At 62.3% G+C, this 12,898-nt stretch carries 13 protein-coding genes; 2 read left to right on the top strand and 11 right to left on the bottom strand.

Going from position 1 to position 12,898, the window contains the following annotated elements; translation table 11 throughout:
• Positions 1-2: 2 nt before the first annotated feature.
• Complete coding sequence (locus RBH19_RS01845; RefSeq protein ID WP_306727096.1) at positions 3-1,199, bottom strand: vWA domain-containing protein; 1,197 nt, start codon at positions 1,197-1,199, stop codon at positions 3-5.
• A gap of 20 nt (positions 1,200-1,219) precedes the next feature.
• Positions 1,220-2,065 (bottom strand): AAA family ATPase, encoded by an 846-nt coding sequence (locus tag RBH19_RS01840; RefSeq protein ID WP_306727095.1) that lies wholly within the window; start codon positions 2,063-2,065, stop codon positions 1,220-1,222.
• A gap of 159 nt (positions 2,066-2,224) precedes the next feature.
• Here RBH19_RS01840 and RBH19_RS01835 point away from each other — a divergent pair, with 159 nt between their 5' ends.
• Positions 2,225-2,566 (top strand): hypothetical protein, encoded by a 342-nt coding sequence (locus RBH19_RS01835; protein ID WP_306727094.1) that lies wholly within the window; start codon positions 2,225-2,227, stop codon positions 2,564-2,566.
• A 95-nt stretch (positions 2,567-2,661) separates the two neighbouring features.
• On the opposite strand, the gene RBH19_RS01830 is transcribed toward RBH19_RS01835, so the two are convergent.
• The 4 genes from RBH19_RS01830 to RBH19_RS01815 form a co-directional block, all read right to left on the bottom strand.
• Positions 2,662-3,546, bottom strand: coding sequence for a class I SAM-dependent methyltransferase (locus RBH19_RS01830; RefSeq protein WP_306727093.1), 885 nt, complete (start codon positions 3,544-3,546; stop codon positions 2,662-2,664).
• Between the two features lie 106 nt (positions 3,547-3,652).
• Complete coding sequence (locus tag RBH19_RS01825; protein ID WP_306727092.1) at positions 3,653-5,284, bottom strand: alpha/beta hydrolase; 1,632 nt, start codon at positions 5,282-5,284, stop codon at positions 3,653-3,655.
• Positions 5,285-5,320: 36 nt separating this feature from the next.
• The gene (locus RBH19_RS01820; RefSeq protein WP_306727091.1) at positions 5,321-6,511 is read right to left on the bottom strand and encodes an amino acid ABC transporter substrate-binding protein; all 1,191 of its coding nucleotides are present in this window, start codon (positions 6,509-6,511) and stop codon (positions 5,321-5,323) included.
• A gap of 55 nt (positions 6,512-6,566) precedes the next feature.
• Positions 6,567-7,508, bottom strand: a complete 942-nt coding sequence (locus tag RBH19_RS01815) for a LysR family transcriptional regulator (RefSeq protein ID WP_306727090.1) — start codon at positions 7,506-7,508, stop codon at positions 6,567-6,569.
• A gap of 116 nt (positions 7,509-7,624) precedes the next feature.
• Here RBH19_RS01815 and RBH19_RS01810 point away from each other — a divergent pair, with 116 nt between their 5' ends.
• Positions 7,625-8,506: a DMT family transporter gene (locus tag RBH19_RS01810; RefSeq protein WP_306727089.1), complete on the top strand. Its 882-nt coding sequence runs from the start codon at positions 7,625-7,627 to the stop codon at positions 8,504-8,506.
• Positions 8,507-8,677: 171 nt separating this feature from the next.
• Here the strand turns inward: RBH19_RS01810 and moaB are convergent, their stop codons facing one another.
• The 5 genes from moaB to narI form a co-directional block, all read right to left on the bottom strand.
• Positions 8,678-9,211 carry a molybdenum cofactor biosynthesis protein B gene (gene moaB, locus RBH19_RS01805; protein WP_306727088.1) on the bottom strand — a complete coding sequence of 178 codons (534 nt, stop codon included), beginning with the start codon at positions 9,209-9,211 and terminating at the stop codon, positions 8,678-8,680.
• A gap of 180 nt (positions 9,212-9,391) precedes the next feature.
• A complete protein-coding gene (locus RBH19_RS01800) occupies positions 9,392-10,633 on the bottom strand; it encodes a molybdopterin molybdotransferase MoeA (protein ID WP_306727087.1) in 1,242 nt (413 codons plus the stop codon).
• The gene (locus RBH19_RS01795; protein WP_306727086.1) at positions 10,626-11,066 is read right to left on the bottom strand and encodes a hypothetical protein; all 441 of its coding nucleotides are present in this window, start codon (positions 11,064-11,066) and stop codon (positions 10,626-10,628) included. The genes RBH19_RS01800 and RBH19_RS01795 overlap by 8 nt, the downstream gene beginning before the upstream one ends.
• A 189-nt stretch (positions 11,067-11,255) precedes the next feature.
• Positions 11,256-12,071 (bottom strand): peptidylprolyl isomerase, encoded by an 816-nt coding sequence (locus RBH19_RS01790; protein WP_306727085.1) that lies wholly within the window; start codon positions 12,069-12,071, stop codon positions 11,256-11,258.
• 140 nt (positions 12,072-12,211) lie between these two features.
• Positions 12,212-12,895 carry a respiratory nitrate reductase subunit gamma gene (gene narI, locus RBH19_RS01785; protein ID WP_306727084.1) on the bottom strand — a complete coding sequence of 228 codons (684 nt, stop codon included), beginning with the start codon at positions 12,893-12,895 and terminating at the stop codon, positions 12,212-12,214.
• Positions 12,896-12,898: the final 3 nt, after the last annotated feature.

Here is a 12,898-nt window from a genome sequence, read left to right as displayed (position 1 = left end):
GGTTAGGCGCCGGCCATGCTCCCGCGTCCCTGCAGGCAGGCGATGGCTCGTTCCAGCCCCTCGACGGTGAGGGGGAACATGCGGTCATTCACCAGCTCGCGGACCATGCCGATGCTGTAGGTCCGGTCCCAGTGTTCTTCCGGAACCGGATTGAGCCAGACCAGGCGTTCGAATCGGTGCTTGATCTTCTCGAATGAAGCCGCGCCGGGCTCGGGGTTCATGAAGTCGATGGCCCCGAAGGGGGTGGCGATCTCGTAGGGCGACATGGAGGCGTCGCCGACGAAGATCACCTTGTAGTCCGGCCCGTAGGTATGAAGGATCTCATCCAGTGGCGTGAGTGTGTCCTGGCGCAGCTGGTTGTCCCGCCAGAGATGCTCGTAGATGAAGTTATGGAAGTAGTAGTGTTCCAGGTGCTTGAATTCGGCCCGGCAGGCGGTGAACAGCGCCTCGGAAAGCTGTACGTGGTCATCCATTGAACCGCCCACGTCGAAGAAACTCAGTACCTTGACGGCATTGTGTCGTTCCGGCCGGGTGCGGATGTCCAGCAGGCCGGCATTGCGGGCCGTGTCTCGAATGGTGCCTTCCAGGTCCAGTTCCTCACGGGCACCGCTGCGGGCAAAGCGTCGAAGCTTGCGCAGAGCAAGCTGGATGTTGCGCGTGCCGATTTCGGCCTGATCATCCAGATTGCGGAAGCGTCGCTGTTCCCAGACCTTCACGGCCCGACGATGACGGCCGGGGCCGCCGATGCGCACGCCTTCCGGGTTGTAGCCCCCGTGGCCGAAGGGGCTGGTGCCACCGGTACCGATCCAACGGTTGCCGCCCTGGTGCCGGCCGGTCTGCTCATTGAGCCGTTCCTCCAGCGCCTTCATCAGTGCTTCCAGACCCCCCAGGGCCTCGATCTGGCGCTTTTCCTCCTCGCTGAAATGCCGCTCCAGCTCCAGCCGCAGCCAGTCTTCCGGCAGTTCGCCCCCCAGGGGGTCGGGCATGGCCTCCAGTCCCTCCTGGAAATGGGCGAAGGCCTGGTCAAAACGGTCGAAGCGGGTCTCGTCCTTCACCAGGGTAGTGCGAGACAGGTGATAGAAGGCCTGCATGTCGCAGCCGGCCAGATTGGCGGCCATCACTTCATGCAGGGCGATCAGGTCCCGGGGGGTGACCGGGAGCCCGTGCTGTCGCAGGGTGGTGAAGAAACGAATGAGCATGGCCAGGGGTCAGGTCGGCTTCAGCCGTTTCGGCGGCTCATGAAGGCCAGGCGCTCCAGCAGCTGCACATCCTGCTCGTTCTTGACCAGGGCGCCATACAGGGGCGGCAGGGCTTCACGAATGTCACCCGCCTTGAGGGCGCTGGCCGCCAGTTGATCGCTCACCAGCAGCTTGAGCCAGTCCAGCAGCTCGGAGGTGGAGGGCGGTTTCTTCAGGCCGGGTACCTCCCGAACCTGGAAGAACATTCGCAGGGCATCGCTCACCAGCTTGGATTCGATATTGGGAAAGTGCACATCGATGATGGCCTTGAGGGTGTCGGCGTCGGGAAACTCGATGTAATGGAAGAAGCAGCGGCGCAGAAAGGCGTCCGGCAGCTCCTTTTCATTGTTCGAGGTGATGATCACCACCGGCCGGTGTCGGGCGCGGATGGTCTCGCCGGTTTCGTAGACATGGAATTCCATCCGATCCAGTTCCACCAGCAGATCGTTGGGGAATTCGATGTCCGCCTTGTCGATCTCGTCAATCAGCAGTACCGACCGCTGCTCGCTGCTGAAGGCTTCCCACAGCTTGCCGGGGCGAATGTAGTTGGCCACGTCGTGTACACGGTCATCGCCCAGCTGGGAATCCCGCAGCCTGGAGACGGCGTCGTATTCGTAAAGCCCCTGCTGGGCCCGGGTGGTGGATTTGATGTGCCACTGGATCAGGGGCATGCCCATCCCGGCCGCGATTTCCTCCGCCAGCATGGTCTTGCCGGTGCCGGGCTCGCCCTTGACCAGCAGGGGGCGTTCCAGGGTCATGGCGGCATTCACGGCCAGGCGCAGGGCCTCACTGGCGATGTACTGTCGGGATCCGGTAAAGGCGGTCATGGCTGGCTCCTGAGGAATCAAATAGGGGCTGGGGCTCCGGAGCGCGCAGTGTAGGGATTTTGCGCCGGGAGGACAAAGGCCGCGGCGGGAGACTTGGCGCGAACCCGACAAGCGGCTAGGGTATGGGTAGCCATGGTGGCATTTTTCAGGGAGAGATGGATGTTCAGCGAGAAGCTTCAGCCCCTGGTGGACCTGATTACCCGGGCCAACGAGCAGTACGATGCCGAACACCCCGAGGCCTCTACCGCGCTGGGTGTGACGAATGAGTCCCTGCGGGCCCTGGGTGACGACTCCGATGCCGTGAGTGTCGAGTGCCCCCGCTCCAGGCAGCGCCTGATGTTCATCATGAAGGATTCCATCCCAGGCAAGGTGGGGATTGGCGTTGGCTGCCCGGGCACCGAGGATCTGCAGTTTCTGGGCGAGATGCGCCTGGCCGACATGGACGAACTCTACGTCCGTTCCCTGATGGAACAGTATTTCCGCAGGAAAACCCCGCATTGAAACCCCTGACTTGAATTCAGGCTGCCTGTTGCTTGCCTGCGTGAAGCTGGACGATCCGAGCCGTGCCGAGATTCCGGATGCCCATCCGCCGGCTGCTACGGAGGGGAAGGCGCCGGGTTTTCTGCGGCGTCTGTTTTCTCGATGACCCAGTATTTGACGGGCATGCCTTCGTCGACCGTCAGCACCTTGAATCCCTGGGCCTCAAGGGCAGCCGCAAAATCCATACCGTGCCAGGCACGGATGTAGGGCTCATGCAGTTTGCGCGACAGGGTGCGGAAATAGAGCCCACGCCACCCCCAGCGCTGGATCGCCTCAAGTAAGCCGGAGCGGTAGTGAGCCGGGGAGGGCTCACCCACCAGCAGGCGACCACCGGGCTTCAGCACTCGCCAGATCTCGGCCAGCCCTTTCCGAATGTAATGGGGTGGCATCTCATGAAGCACGAAAGAGACGCTGACAGCATCGAAGTACTCGGAGCCAAAGGGGATGTCTTCCATCACGCCCTGTACGAAACGGTCCTCGGGGTAATCCCGGCAGGCATGGCGAAGCAGATAGGGGGAGGGCTCCAGGCCCCAGACTTCCGAATGCCCCTTTGAGCGCAGGTGATTGACCGTTTTCCCGCCCCCACTTCCGATGTCCAGTACCACGTCGTGGTCAGCCAGATCCTCGGCAATGCGTCCGCGAAGCCAGGGCATGGCGCCCAGCATGCTGCGTTCGAAGCCAGTGATATAGCCACGACTGACCCGGTCGGAATAGTTGCCATTGGGCAGATGATGGAACTCGAGCAGGGCGTACTTGGGGATACGATCCCGGCCAGGCAGGTCTTCCGGCAGCACAATCTTTCGTCGCTTCCTGAAGGGGTGCCTCAGCATATTGATGAGGGCACTCAGGGGGTGACGAGTCATTCGGTCGGCCCAGGTTTCCGGAAGTTCTACATTGGCCCAGTCCACCCGTTCCGGTGTCCTGTGTGAGCGTTCCTTCACGTTCATGGTTCCTCGATGCATTCGGCATCAGATTCTGATTCAGTCAGCCATTCTGTCAAGTTTTCGCCGTGTGCGGACGGCGGCGGAATGCAACCTGGATAACGGGTCAGCGGTCGCCGAAATGGTTTCGAAGCCGACGCGCCAGCGCCTCATTCAGATGGCCAGGCTCCATGAGCGCCATCCAGGCGTCGAGATAATCCCTGGCGGCGATCTCGTGGCCGTAGCCGGTGGGCGCGCTGCCTGCCGCCATGTCGGCGGCCAGTTGCAGCATGGTCACCACCGGGAACCAGCGAAGATCCTTCGACACATCCGGACCCCGCCGAGACTGCATCCAGTCCGGTTCGCGGAACATTATATCTGGAGAGAAGAAGGTAATGGGGTCGCTGGCGTACTGCAGGAAGGCGATGCGGAAATTACCCCAGGGCCGGGCGCCTTGCTCAAGACCCCCTTGCTGGTTGGCGAAACGGATCACGGCATCATCCCGGAAGCGGGGCAGCCAGGCCGGAGAGTCCGGATGGCGCCGCCGGGTGGCGTCCCGCCAGGTGTCACTGCGGAAGGGCGGGCCACTCCAGAGGGCCCCCTGGAAGGGGTCATTGATGATGTCGTAGAAGTCGAAGGAGCGATCGGAATTGAGTGCCCCCAGGCTGAGCCCGAAGAGATAGAGATCGGGCCGACTTGTCGGCGCCAGTTCCGTCCAGTGGCCATAGACGGCCTGAAACAGGGCTCGGGCACTTTCCGCTCCGTAGGCGCCCTCGGCCATCAGGGAAATGGGGCTGGGCAGATAGGAGTACTGGGCGGCCACACTGGCCACGTCCCCGCCCAGCATGTATTCCACGGGTTCCACGCCAGCCGGATCCACCCAGCCGGTGCCGGTGGGCGTGATCAGCAACAGGGTGGAGCGGTCGAAGCCACCCACGCGAATCAGTTCCTGCAGGGCCAGTTCGGCGCGTTCTTCGGGGGAGTCGCCGGCATTCAGGCCAACATAGACCCGGATCGGGCGCTGGGCGTCCTCGCCGGTCACCGCCTGGATGTCGGCCGGTTCGGGCGTGCCCGCCAGATACCGGCGCCCCTGCCGGCCCATGTCCTCCCAGGCCAGCAGTGAAGCCGGGCTGCCGGCCAGGGCCGGATCAAGCGGGGCCTCGTGCTCGGCCTCCATGAGGGCATCCAGCTGCTGATGAGTGGTGTCGGCGCTGCGCAGCGCGGCCGAGAACAGAATGCCGTCCACCAGTGCCCAGAACAGGGCAAAGGCCATGGCAAGACCGATGAGGTGTGCCGAATGCGGCGAGATGAAGCGCTCCAGCTTGCGCGAGAGAAAAAGGAAAGTGCGGCGGAAGCCGTGAGCCAGCAGGAAAACAAACAGGAAAACCAGTACCGCGATCAGGGCAATGACCAGGGAGCGCATCCCAGAAGTGGGTTCCATTTCCATCAGGGCCCGCAGGGCGTTCTGCCAGCGATCCGCCTGCCACAGGAAAATGACGGCGGTGAGGCCACAGAGCAGGCCGGCGGTCAGCTGCAGATAGAAGCGGAGGTGCTTGCGGGGTGTGGGCAGGTGCATGAAGCGCCACAAGGCGTCAGCCGCCACCCCGATGCCGTAGCCGGCGGCCAATGACAGGCCGGAGATCAGGCCTTGCACCGTCTCACTGCGGGGCACCAGCGACGGTGTCAGGGACAGGGCGAAGAAGAACGTGCCCAGCAGAAGGCCGGTGGTGGAAAACCAGGCCAGCAATCCGATACGCATGCTTGCTCCTTGCTCCTTGCTGCTTGCACTGCCGGCCTAGCGCTCATCCCATGCCGGTGTGGGGATACGCGGTGAGGCCGTCGCCTGCTCCTCCGGCCAGACCACGACCTTGTCGCCATCCTGCCACTGTATGAAGACGCCCTGATTGGCCGTCTGATAACCGCGCTCGTCCACGGCGAAGGGACCGAATATGGTGGTGGTCTCCAGATTCAGAAGCTGATGGCGAATGGCGTCGGCATCCAGCGAGCCGGCCATTTCAATGGCGAGAGCGAAGAGCTGGCAGCTGCCGTAGGCGCCGGCGGCGTGAAAACTGGGCCGGCGCTCGAACTGGGCTTCATAGGCTTCCACGAAGGAATCGATGCCGGGGTAGGGCAGAGTGGGCTCCCAGGCGGACAGGCCATAGGTGAACTCGCCATCGGCGCCCAGCGCTTCGATATATTCATCCACGGCCCCGGAGGTGCCGAACATCTTCAGCGTGATGTCCAGTTCCTTCAACTGTCGGGTAACGGTGATGAAATCATCCAGGTTGGAGGCGGCCATGGCCAGTACATCAGCCCCTGCCTCGTCCATGGCCTCGAGAATGGCGCTGAAATCCTCACGGCCGCTCTCATATCGGCTGTCCAGCACCACGCTCATGCCGCGCTCACGGGCCAGCTCGGCCGCACCCTGGGCGGCGGCGCCCGGGAACAGTTGATCCTCGGCCAGCACGGCGATGCGTTCCACGCCATGGTCATCGGCCATGTGGATCAGCCCGGCCAGGAACAGTTCGGCCGGTGGCAACACCATGAAGAGGTACTCCCGTCCCTGCTCCCAAATGGAGCTGGTGGCCGCCAGCGGCGAGACGTGAACCATGCGGTAACGCTCCGTCACCGGCGCCACGGCCTCGGTGAGCGTCGAGCCATAAGGGCCCAGGACGGCGTCCACCCCGGTTTCGCTGATCAGGGTGTCATACAGGGCCATGGCCCGTTCACTGTCGGACTCATCGTCATGAATGATGAACTCCACGGGGCGCCCCAGCAACCCGCCCTCCTCATTGAGGCCGGCTTCGCACAGGCGATAGCCGTTATAGGCCGCCTGGCCCTGCGTGGCATAGGCGCCGGTCAGGGATTGGGTCGCACCGATCACGATGGGCTCGTCACTGAGCGGGCCTGGCTCTTCACCACAGGCGCCCGCGGTCATGGCGGCCACGGCAGTGGTCAGGGCAAGGGTGCGTCGAAGTGTGGGCATTTCCGTCCCCTCATGAATTGTCATGGAGTGATGGAGAATACCTTAGCATGCCGACTCAGCCCTTTCTCAGGCCCGAGCGCGAGGCTTCCTGGAGCAGCCATTGCCGCAGAATGCGAATGGCCGGTTCATTGCGACGGCTGGTCTTGTAGGCGAAGTGGAACTCGTCACCGGTGTCCAGATTGTGGCAAGGCAATCGCACCAGGCCGCTGTCATCCGGGCTGAACATGTAGTCATTACTGAGGGCGATGCCCTGGTGATGGCGCGCCGCTTCATGGGCCAGCAGCATGTGGCTGAAGTGCTGCACGCGGGTGTCTGCTTGCATGCGTTGGTCATCGGCGGCCAGCCAGCGGGCCCAGTCCTCGTTCTTCTTTTCGAAGATGCTGGTGGCAGAGAGCAGGGTGAAACGCTGAATCCACGCTGTCTCGATCCAGTCCGGTTCCGGCCCCTCAATAAGGGCGGCCTCCAGGAGCTCGTCGCACATCTGCTGCCAGTAGCTGCGGCTGCAGACCGGGAACATCTGTTCGGAATAAAGCAGATCGGAACTGAAACCGCGCTGTCTCGGGTTGATGGCAATGAAACAGTCACCCACGCGATCCGACATGTGGGGCAGATCACTGAGCATTTCCAGGTCCAGGTCGAGCTGCGGATGCTGGCGCTGTAGTTGCTGCATGCGTGGAATCAGCCAGCTCACCGCGAAGGAGCTGTAGGCGGCGAGACGAATCTGGCTGTCCTCGTTGCCTTGCAACTGTTCGCTGGCCCGCTGGATCTGACCCAGGGCGGCGACGATGTGCTCGTAATACTGATTGCCTTCCTCGGTCAGGCGGATGCTCCGTCCGGTACGCAGGAACAAAGGCTCCCCCAGCCAGTCTTCCAGCTGACGGATCTGGTGGCTGACCGCACTCTGGCTGACATGCAATTCCTGGGCGGCCAGGGAAAAGCTGCTCAGGCGGGCCACGGCTTCGAAGACCGGGAGGGTTTTGAGCGGCGGCAGGCGCATGGCGCGACTCCGTTATCTAAAAAACTAATGACTCATCAATAATCATCATTATACATCATGGGTCTGGGTCTTTAGAATTTCACCCAGGTTCAATGGCAGTTGGAGGGTTCCACGCAATGTCGGGTCGTACGGTGAACAGCGCGATAATGCTCCTGGTGATTGGCAATTTTCTGGCCATCATCTCGGACAGCATCATCAAGTGGCAGGGTGGCGATGTGGCCATCTTCCAGTTCGTGCTGCTGCGCGTCATTGCGACTCTGCTGATGCTGCTGCCCTTTGTGGCCATGATTGACCGCCGCCGCCTGTTCGAGGGGACGAAGATTCATCTCATTCGGGCCCATGTGGGGCTGGCCGGGGTGCTGTGCATGATCGTGGCGCTCAACAGCCTGCCTCTGGCCACCGCCAATGCCATTTTCTATGCGGCGCCGGTGCTGGTGATGGTGCTGGGGGTGCTGTTCTTCGGTGAGCGCCTGAGCGGTCTTAGTCTGCTTGCCGTGGTCAGCGGCTTTCTGGGCATTGTCGTGATCCTGCGCCCCGTGGCCCTGAGCTGGGAAAGCCTCAGCGCGCTGGGCCTGGCCGTGGCTCTGGCCATCAATGCCCTGCTGGTGCGCAAGTTGCCCCGTGGTCAGAGCATGGTGCATACCCTGATCCTGACCCATGTCTACGTGCTGCCGGCGGTGCTGTTGCTGGCAGTGATGGAGGGGGCGCCCTTTGATCCGAGCCTGGTGGCGACGGCCTTTGGCTCATCCTTCTTCATCCTCGGCTACAACATCACCATCCTGCTGGCCTATCGGCACTGCGCTGCCAACCAGGTCACCAGTGCCGAATACACCGGCCTGATCTGGGCCATGGTGGTGGGCTGGCTGTGGTTCGCCGAGGTTCCGGACCTCTGGTTCTACCTGGGCTCGGCCATGATCGTCATTCCCATCCTGCTGCAAAGCCTGGACGAGAAACGCCGCCTGCGCATCGCCCGCCAGACCTGTGAGGCTGGATCCTGAATTGAGTGAACAGTTCCCAGTTCCCAGTGAACAGCAGGCCGTGCTGAAGAGAGACGCCGTGCCGCTTCGGATAAAGCGAGGCAACTTCGCACTCAGGGTGGCACCGATCAATCAGGAAACAGAGGGCCATTCGGTTGGCACGGCCAGCTGTTCACTGGGAACTGTTCACTTTCAACTTTCATTCAACCGCGGAATCAGGGAGATGAAGTTGCAAGGCCCGGTTCGGCTGTCCAGCTGGTCGCCGAGAATTCGATCCCAGGCGGTGCGGCAGGCGCCGGTGGAGCCGGGCAGGGCGAAGATCAGCGTGGCGTTGGCGGTGCCGGCGAAGGCCCGGGACTGGACGGTGGAGGTGCCGATCTCTTCCAGGCTGTAATGGCGGAACAGCTCGCCGAAGCCGGGGATGTCACGTACCAGCAGGGGGCGAATGGCTTCCGGGGTATTGTCGCGGCCGGTGATGCCCGTGCCGCCGGTAATCAGCACGCAGTCCACGCTCTCATCGGCGATCCAGCGCGAAACAACGGCCCGCAGCTGAAAGATGTCGTCCTTCACGATCATCCGTTCCGCCAGTTCATGCCCGGCCGATTCCAGTCGCTCCTGCAGGGTGTCACCGGAGGTGTCATTCTCCCGTGTCCGGGAGTCGGACACCGTCAGCACCGCAATGCGGATCGGTCGAAACGGTTTGTCAGCACAGCCTTGTCGGGACATTTTTTCCTCCGGAAAAAAGAGTGAACAGTTCCCAGTTCCCAGTGAACAGCAGGCCGTGCTGAAGAGAGACGCCGTGCCGCTTCGGATAAACCGGGGCAACTTCGCACTCAGGGTGGCACCGATCAATCAGGAAACAGAGGGCCATTCGGTTGGCACGACCAGCTGTTCACTGGGAACTGTTCACTGTTCACTTAACTTGTCAAAACCAAAATATTCCACGGAATCCCCCAAAGCCACCGTCTCTCCGGCGGGCACCCTCGCCAGCCCATCCGCCCAACTGGCGGAGCTCAGTACACCCGAACCCTGGTGGGGGTAGGTCTGGAGTCGGCCGTCTTCGACACGAACCCGCAGGTATTCCTCGCGCTTGCCGGGTTTCGGCCGTTCGAAGTTTGCGGGCAGCAGGACAGGTGCCGGGACGATCCTGTCCCGGCCCTGCAGATGGCGCAACAGGGGAGCGCCAAACAGGAGAAAGGTGACGAACAGGGAGACCGGATTGCCGGGCAGGCCCAGGAAAGCCACCTTGCGGTCTTGATGGTTCACATGCCCGAAGGCCACGGGCTTGCCCGGCTTGACGGCAATACGCCAGAGATCCAGGGATCCCAGGGCCTGGACGGCGGCCTTGACGTGATCCTCATCGCCGACGGAGACACCACCGCTGGAAATGATCAGGTCGGCCTGGGCGGCCGCTTCATTTAGAGCATTGCGTGTGGCGTCGGCGGTGTCTTCAACGCGCCAGGCCGGCAGGACTTCACAGCCCATGGATGAGAGCAGGCCGGTCAGCATGCTCTCGTTGCTGTTGTAAATCTGTGCCGGGCCCAAGGGCTGGCCGGGCTGAACCAGTTCATCCCCGGTGGAGAGAATGGCGACCACCGGGCGACGGCGGACGCTCAGCGCGTCCCGTCCGGAGCCGGCGGCAACGCCGATATCCTGTGGCCGAAGGCGTTGCCCGGCCGAAAGGACCGTGTCACCGGCCGCAATGTCCTCGCCTGCGCGACGAATGTTGTCACCCACCTTGACTGGCCCGTCCACGAAGACCTGGCCCTCGTTTTCGCGGCAGCGCTCCTGCATGACCACGGTATCCGCGCCGTCCGGAATGACGGCACCGGTATAGATCCGCGCCGCAGTGCCTGGCTTCAGCGGTGAGGGCGCATGGCCGGCAGGAATGCGCTGACTCAAGGGCAGGCCTTCACCCTCTCGCAGTTCCTTCGCACGAAAGGCGTAACCATCCATGGCGCTGTTATCCGCCGGTGGTGTCGGGCTTTCGGCAATGACATCGACGGCCAGTGTCCGCCCCAGGCAATCAATCAGGGGCAGCGTTTCTGCGCCGTCCAGGGGGGCAGCGGTCTCCAGCAATCGGGCACGGGCGTCCTCGACGGAGAGCAGCTTGTGGGCGTTGCTGTCACAGCTGACGGCTTCAGCCATGCTGGGACTCCATGCTCACCGCATTGCCTTCACGATCGATGAACAGGAAGCGATCCAGACTGCCACCAGACAGGATGGTCTGTGCCATGCGCTTGAGGTGATTGTCCACATCCTCTTCGGAGGGCGGATTCGGCCCCTGGCCGGGCAGGACGGCCATCATCATCAGGCCCCAGCCCGGCGCCCCGGCATCGGCATCCTCCTTGAGGCTGGCAAAGTCCAGCTTTTCATCGATATCGAAGCTCTTGATGGCAATCGGCACCAGCTCGCCCTCATTCTCGATGGGCCGTGTCTTGCCATCATCACCCTGGGCGTAGGCATGATCAATCCGCAAGAGCACCGTCAGCAGCTTGTGCGGCTGCGGCTCGGCGGCGGCAATGGCGATCATGTCGTCGAAGCCGTGGATTGTTCTCTCTCTAATCTGTGATCTATTCATATTTAGCCCCAGCAGAGGGTTAGTGAACAGTGAACAGTTCCCAGTGAACAGCCGGCCGTGCAGAAGATAAACGCCGTACTGCTTCGGATAAGCCCCGACAGCCTAGCGCTCAGTGTGACACCAAGCCATCAGGAAACAGAAGGCCGCTCGGTTGGCATGGCCTGCTGTTCACTGGGAACTGGGAACTGTTCACTGAACAAGTGGCGAGGTGGCGGCGTCCAGATCAATGCCCTGAATCTCCGCCTGGCCGGCCAGGATGGAAATGTACTGGCTCACACCCCGGCGGTAGACTGACTCCACCAGATAGCTTTCGATCTGCGGGCGCGCCTCGTCGAAACTCAGGGGGCGGCCCTCCTCGCGCTTGTGTATCAGCACGATGTGGAAACCATAGCGGCTTTCCACGGCATGCTCGGCCACTTCGCCCACCGGCAGGCGGGACAGGGCGCGTTCGAACTCGGGTGTGGTCTGGCCGCGCGTGATGATGCCCAGGTGCCCGCCGTCTTCCGCCGAGGGGCAACGGGAATGTTCACGGGCCAAGGTCAGGAAGCTGGCATCCGCTTCCCGCAATTGACGGATCAGTTCCCTTGACTGCTTTCTGGCCTGATCACGCAGTTCGTCATCATCCGGCGGTGCCGGGAGCAGGATGTGGGAAACCTCATGCTGGTCAGGGGTGCGCAGTTTGTCGCGATTGGCCTCGAACCACTGCCGGCAATCCGCCTCGGTGGGCTCCGGCCGGTCCACGTTGCGATCCAGCAGTTCCCGGATCATGGCCTCCTCGCGGGTCTCGCCCCCCTCCGGCGTAATGTCGTTCAGACCCTGTCGCTCGGCCTCGTCCAGCAACAGCTCCCGCACCACGAGCGCCGTCGCCGCGTTACGCCGCGCCGTTCGCAGATTGGCCGCCGGGTGGTACTGCACTTCCCGGTTGATGCTGTCTTCACTGATCACCCGGCCATTGACGAGAATATCCGCCGAACCGGCGCGGGGGTCATGCATTTGGATTGTCATTTCGGAAAAACCTCCGGTAATTCAGCGTGCCGTAGGAGCGAATTCATTCGCGATATTCACGATGCGATGCCGTACGGTTTCCCATTAGTCATCGCTGGGGCAATCGCGGATAAATCCGCTCCTACGCAGGTCGTTCGGGCTCAGCGAGCCCGAACGACCTGATAGGCCCGGCGAACATAGGCCACCGGCCAGCTCCAGATATGTACCAGACGACTGAAGGGGAAGGCGGTGAACATGATCATGCCCAGGAACATGTGCAGCTTGTAGATCCAGTGAACATCCACCACATACTCCCAGGCACCGGCCTGGAAGGTGACGATGGACTGGGCCCAGGCGCCGAGCTGAACCATGACATAGCCATCGGGATGATCCACGGACACGGCAATGGTGGCCAGGCCGGTCAGCAGCTGCAGGTAGAGCAGCACCAGAATGAAGGTATCCGCCGGCGCGCTGTTGGCACGCACCCGTTCATTGAACAGTCGCCGCCAGACCAGGATGGTCATGCCGAACAGGCAGAGGGTGCCGAAGATGCCGCCAGCCCAGATGGCGATCTGCTGCTTGGCCGCGGTGGTGATGCCGATGGCCTGGTAGACCTCCGGCGGTGTCAGCAGCCCGAACAGATGGCCGAAGAAGAGCAGAAGGATGCCCACATGAAACATCACGCTGCCCCAGCGGAAGGCCCGGGTGTTGTTCAGGGTCTGGCTGGACATGGCCCGCCAGGTGTACTGACCCCGCTCGTAACGCAGCAGGGAGCCAAAGATGAAGATGGACCCGGCGATGTAGGGAAAGACGCCGAAGATCAACTGATTCCAATAGATTTCCATGAT

Origin of the sequence: Natronospira bacteriovora (genome assembly GCF_030848495.1) — a bacterium.
Classification (GTDB): domain Bacteria; phylum Pseudomonadota; class Gammaproteobacteria; order Natronospirales; family Natronospiraceae; genus Natronospira; species Natronospira bacteriovora.
This window is presented reverse-complemented; position numbering and strand designations above follow the sequence as displayed.

Coding starts and splice junctions, on each gene's coding strand:
- RBH19_RS01845 (WP_306727096.1), bottom strand. CDS start 1,199: ATGCTCATTCGTTTCTTCACCACCCTGCGACAGCACGGGCTCCCGGTC.
- RBH19_RS01840 (WP_306727095.1), bottom strand. CDS start 2,065: ATGACCGCCTTTACCGGATCCCGACAGTACATCGCCAGTGAGGCCCTG.
- RBH19_RS01835 (WP_306727094.1), top strand. CDS start 2,225: ATGTTCAGCGAGAAGCTTCAGCCCCTGGTGGACCTGATTACCCGGGCC.
- RBH19_RS01825 (WP_306727092.1), bottom strand. CDS start 5,284: ATGCGTATCGGATTGCTGGCCTGGTTTTCCACCACCGGCCTTCTGCTG.
- RBH19_RS01820 (WP_306727091.1), bottom strand. CDS start 6,511: ATGCCCACACTTCGACGCACCCTTGCCCTGACCACTGCCGTGGCCGCC.
- RBH19_RS01815 (WP_306727090.1), bottom strand. CDS start 7,508: ATGCGCCTGCCGCCGCTCAAAACCCTCCCGGTCTTCGAAGCCGTGGCC.
- RBH19_RS01810 (WP_306727089.1), top strand. CDS start 7,625: ATGTCGGGTCGTACGGTGAACAGCGCGATAATGCTCCTGGTGATTGGC.
- moaB (WP_306727088.1), bottom strand. CDS start 9,211: ATGTCCCGACAAGGCTGTGCTGACAAACCGTTTCGACCGATCCGCATT.
- RBH19_RS01800 (WP_306727087.1), bottom strand. CDS start 10,633: ATGGCTGAAGCCGTCAGCTGTGACAGCAACGCCCACAAGCTGCTCTCC.
- RBH19_RS01795 (WP_306727086.1), bottom strand. CDS start 11,066: ATGAATAGATCACAGATTAGAGAGAGAACAATCCACGGCTTCGACGAC.
- RBH19_RS01790 (WP_306727085.1), bottom strand. CDS start 12,071: ATGACAATCCAAATGCATGACCCCCGCGCCGGTTCGGCGGATATTCTC.
- narI (WP_306727084.1), bottom strand. CDS start 12,895: ATGGAAATCTATTGGAATCAGTTGATCTTCGGCGTCTTTCCCTACATC.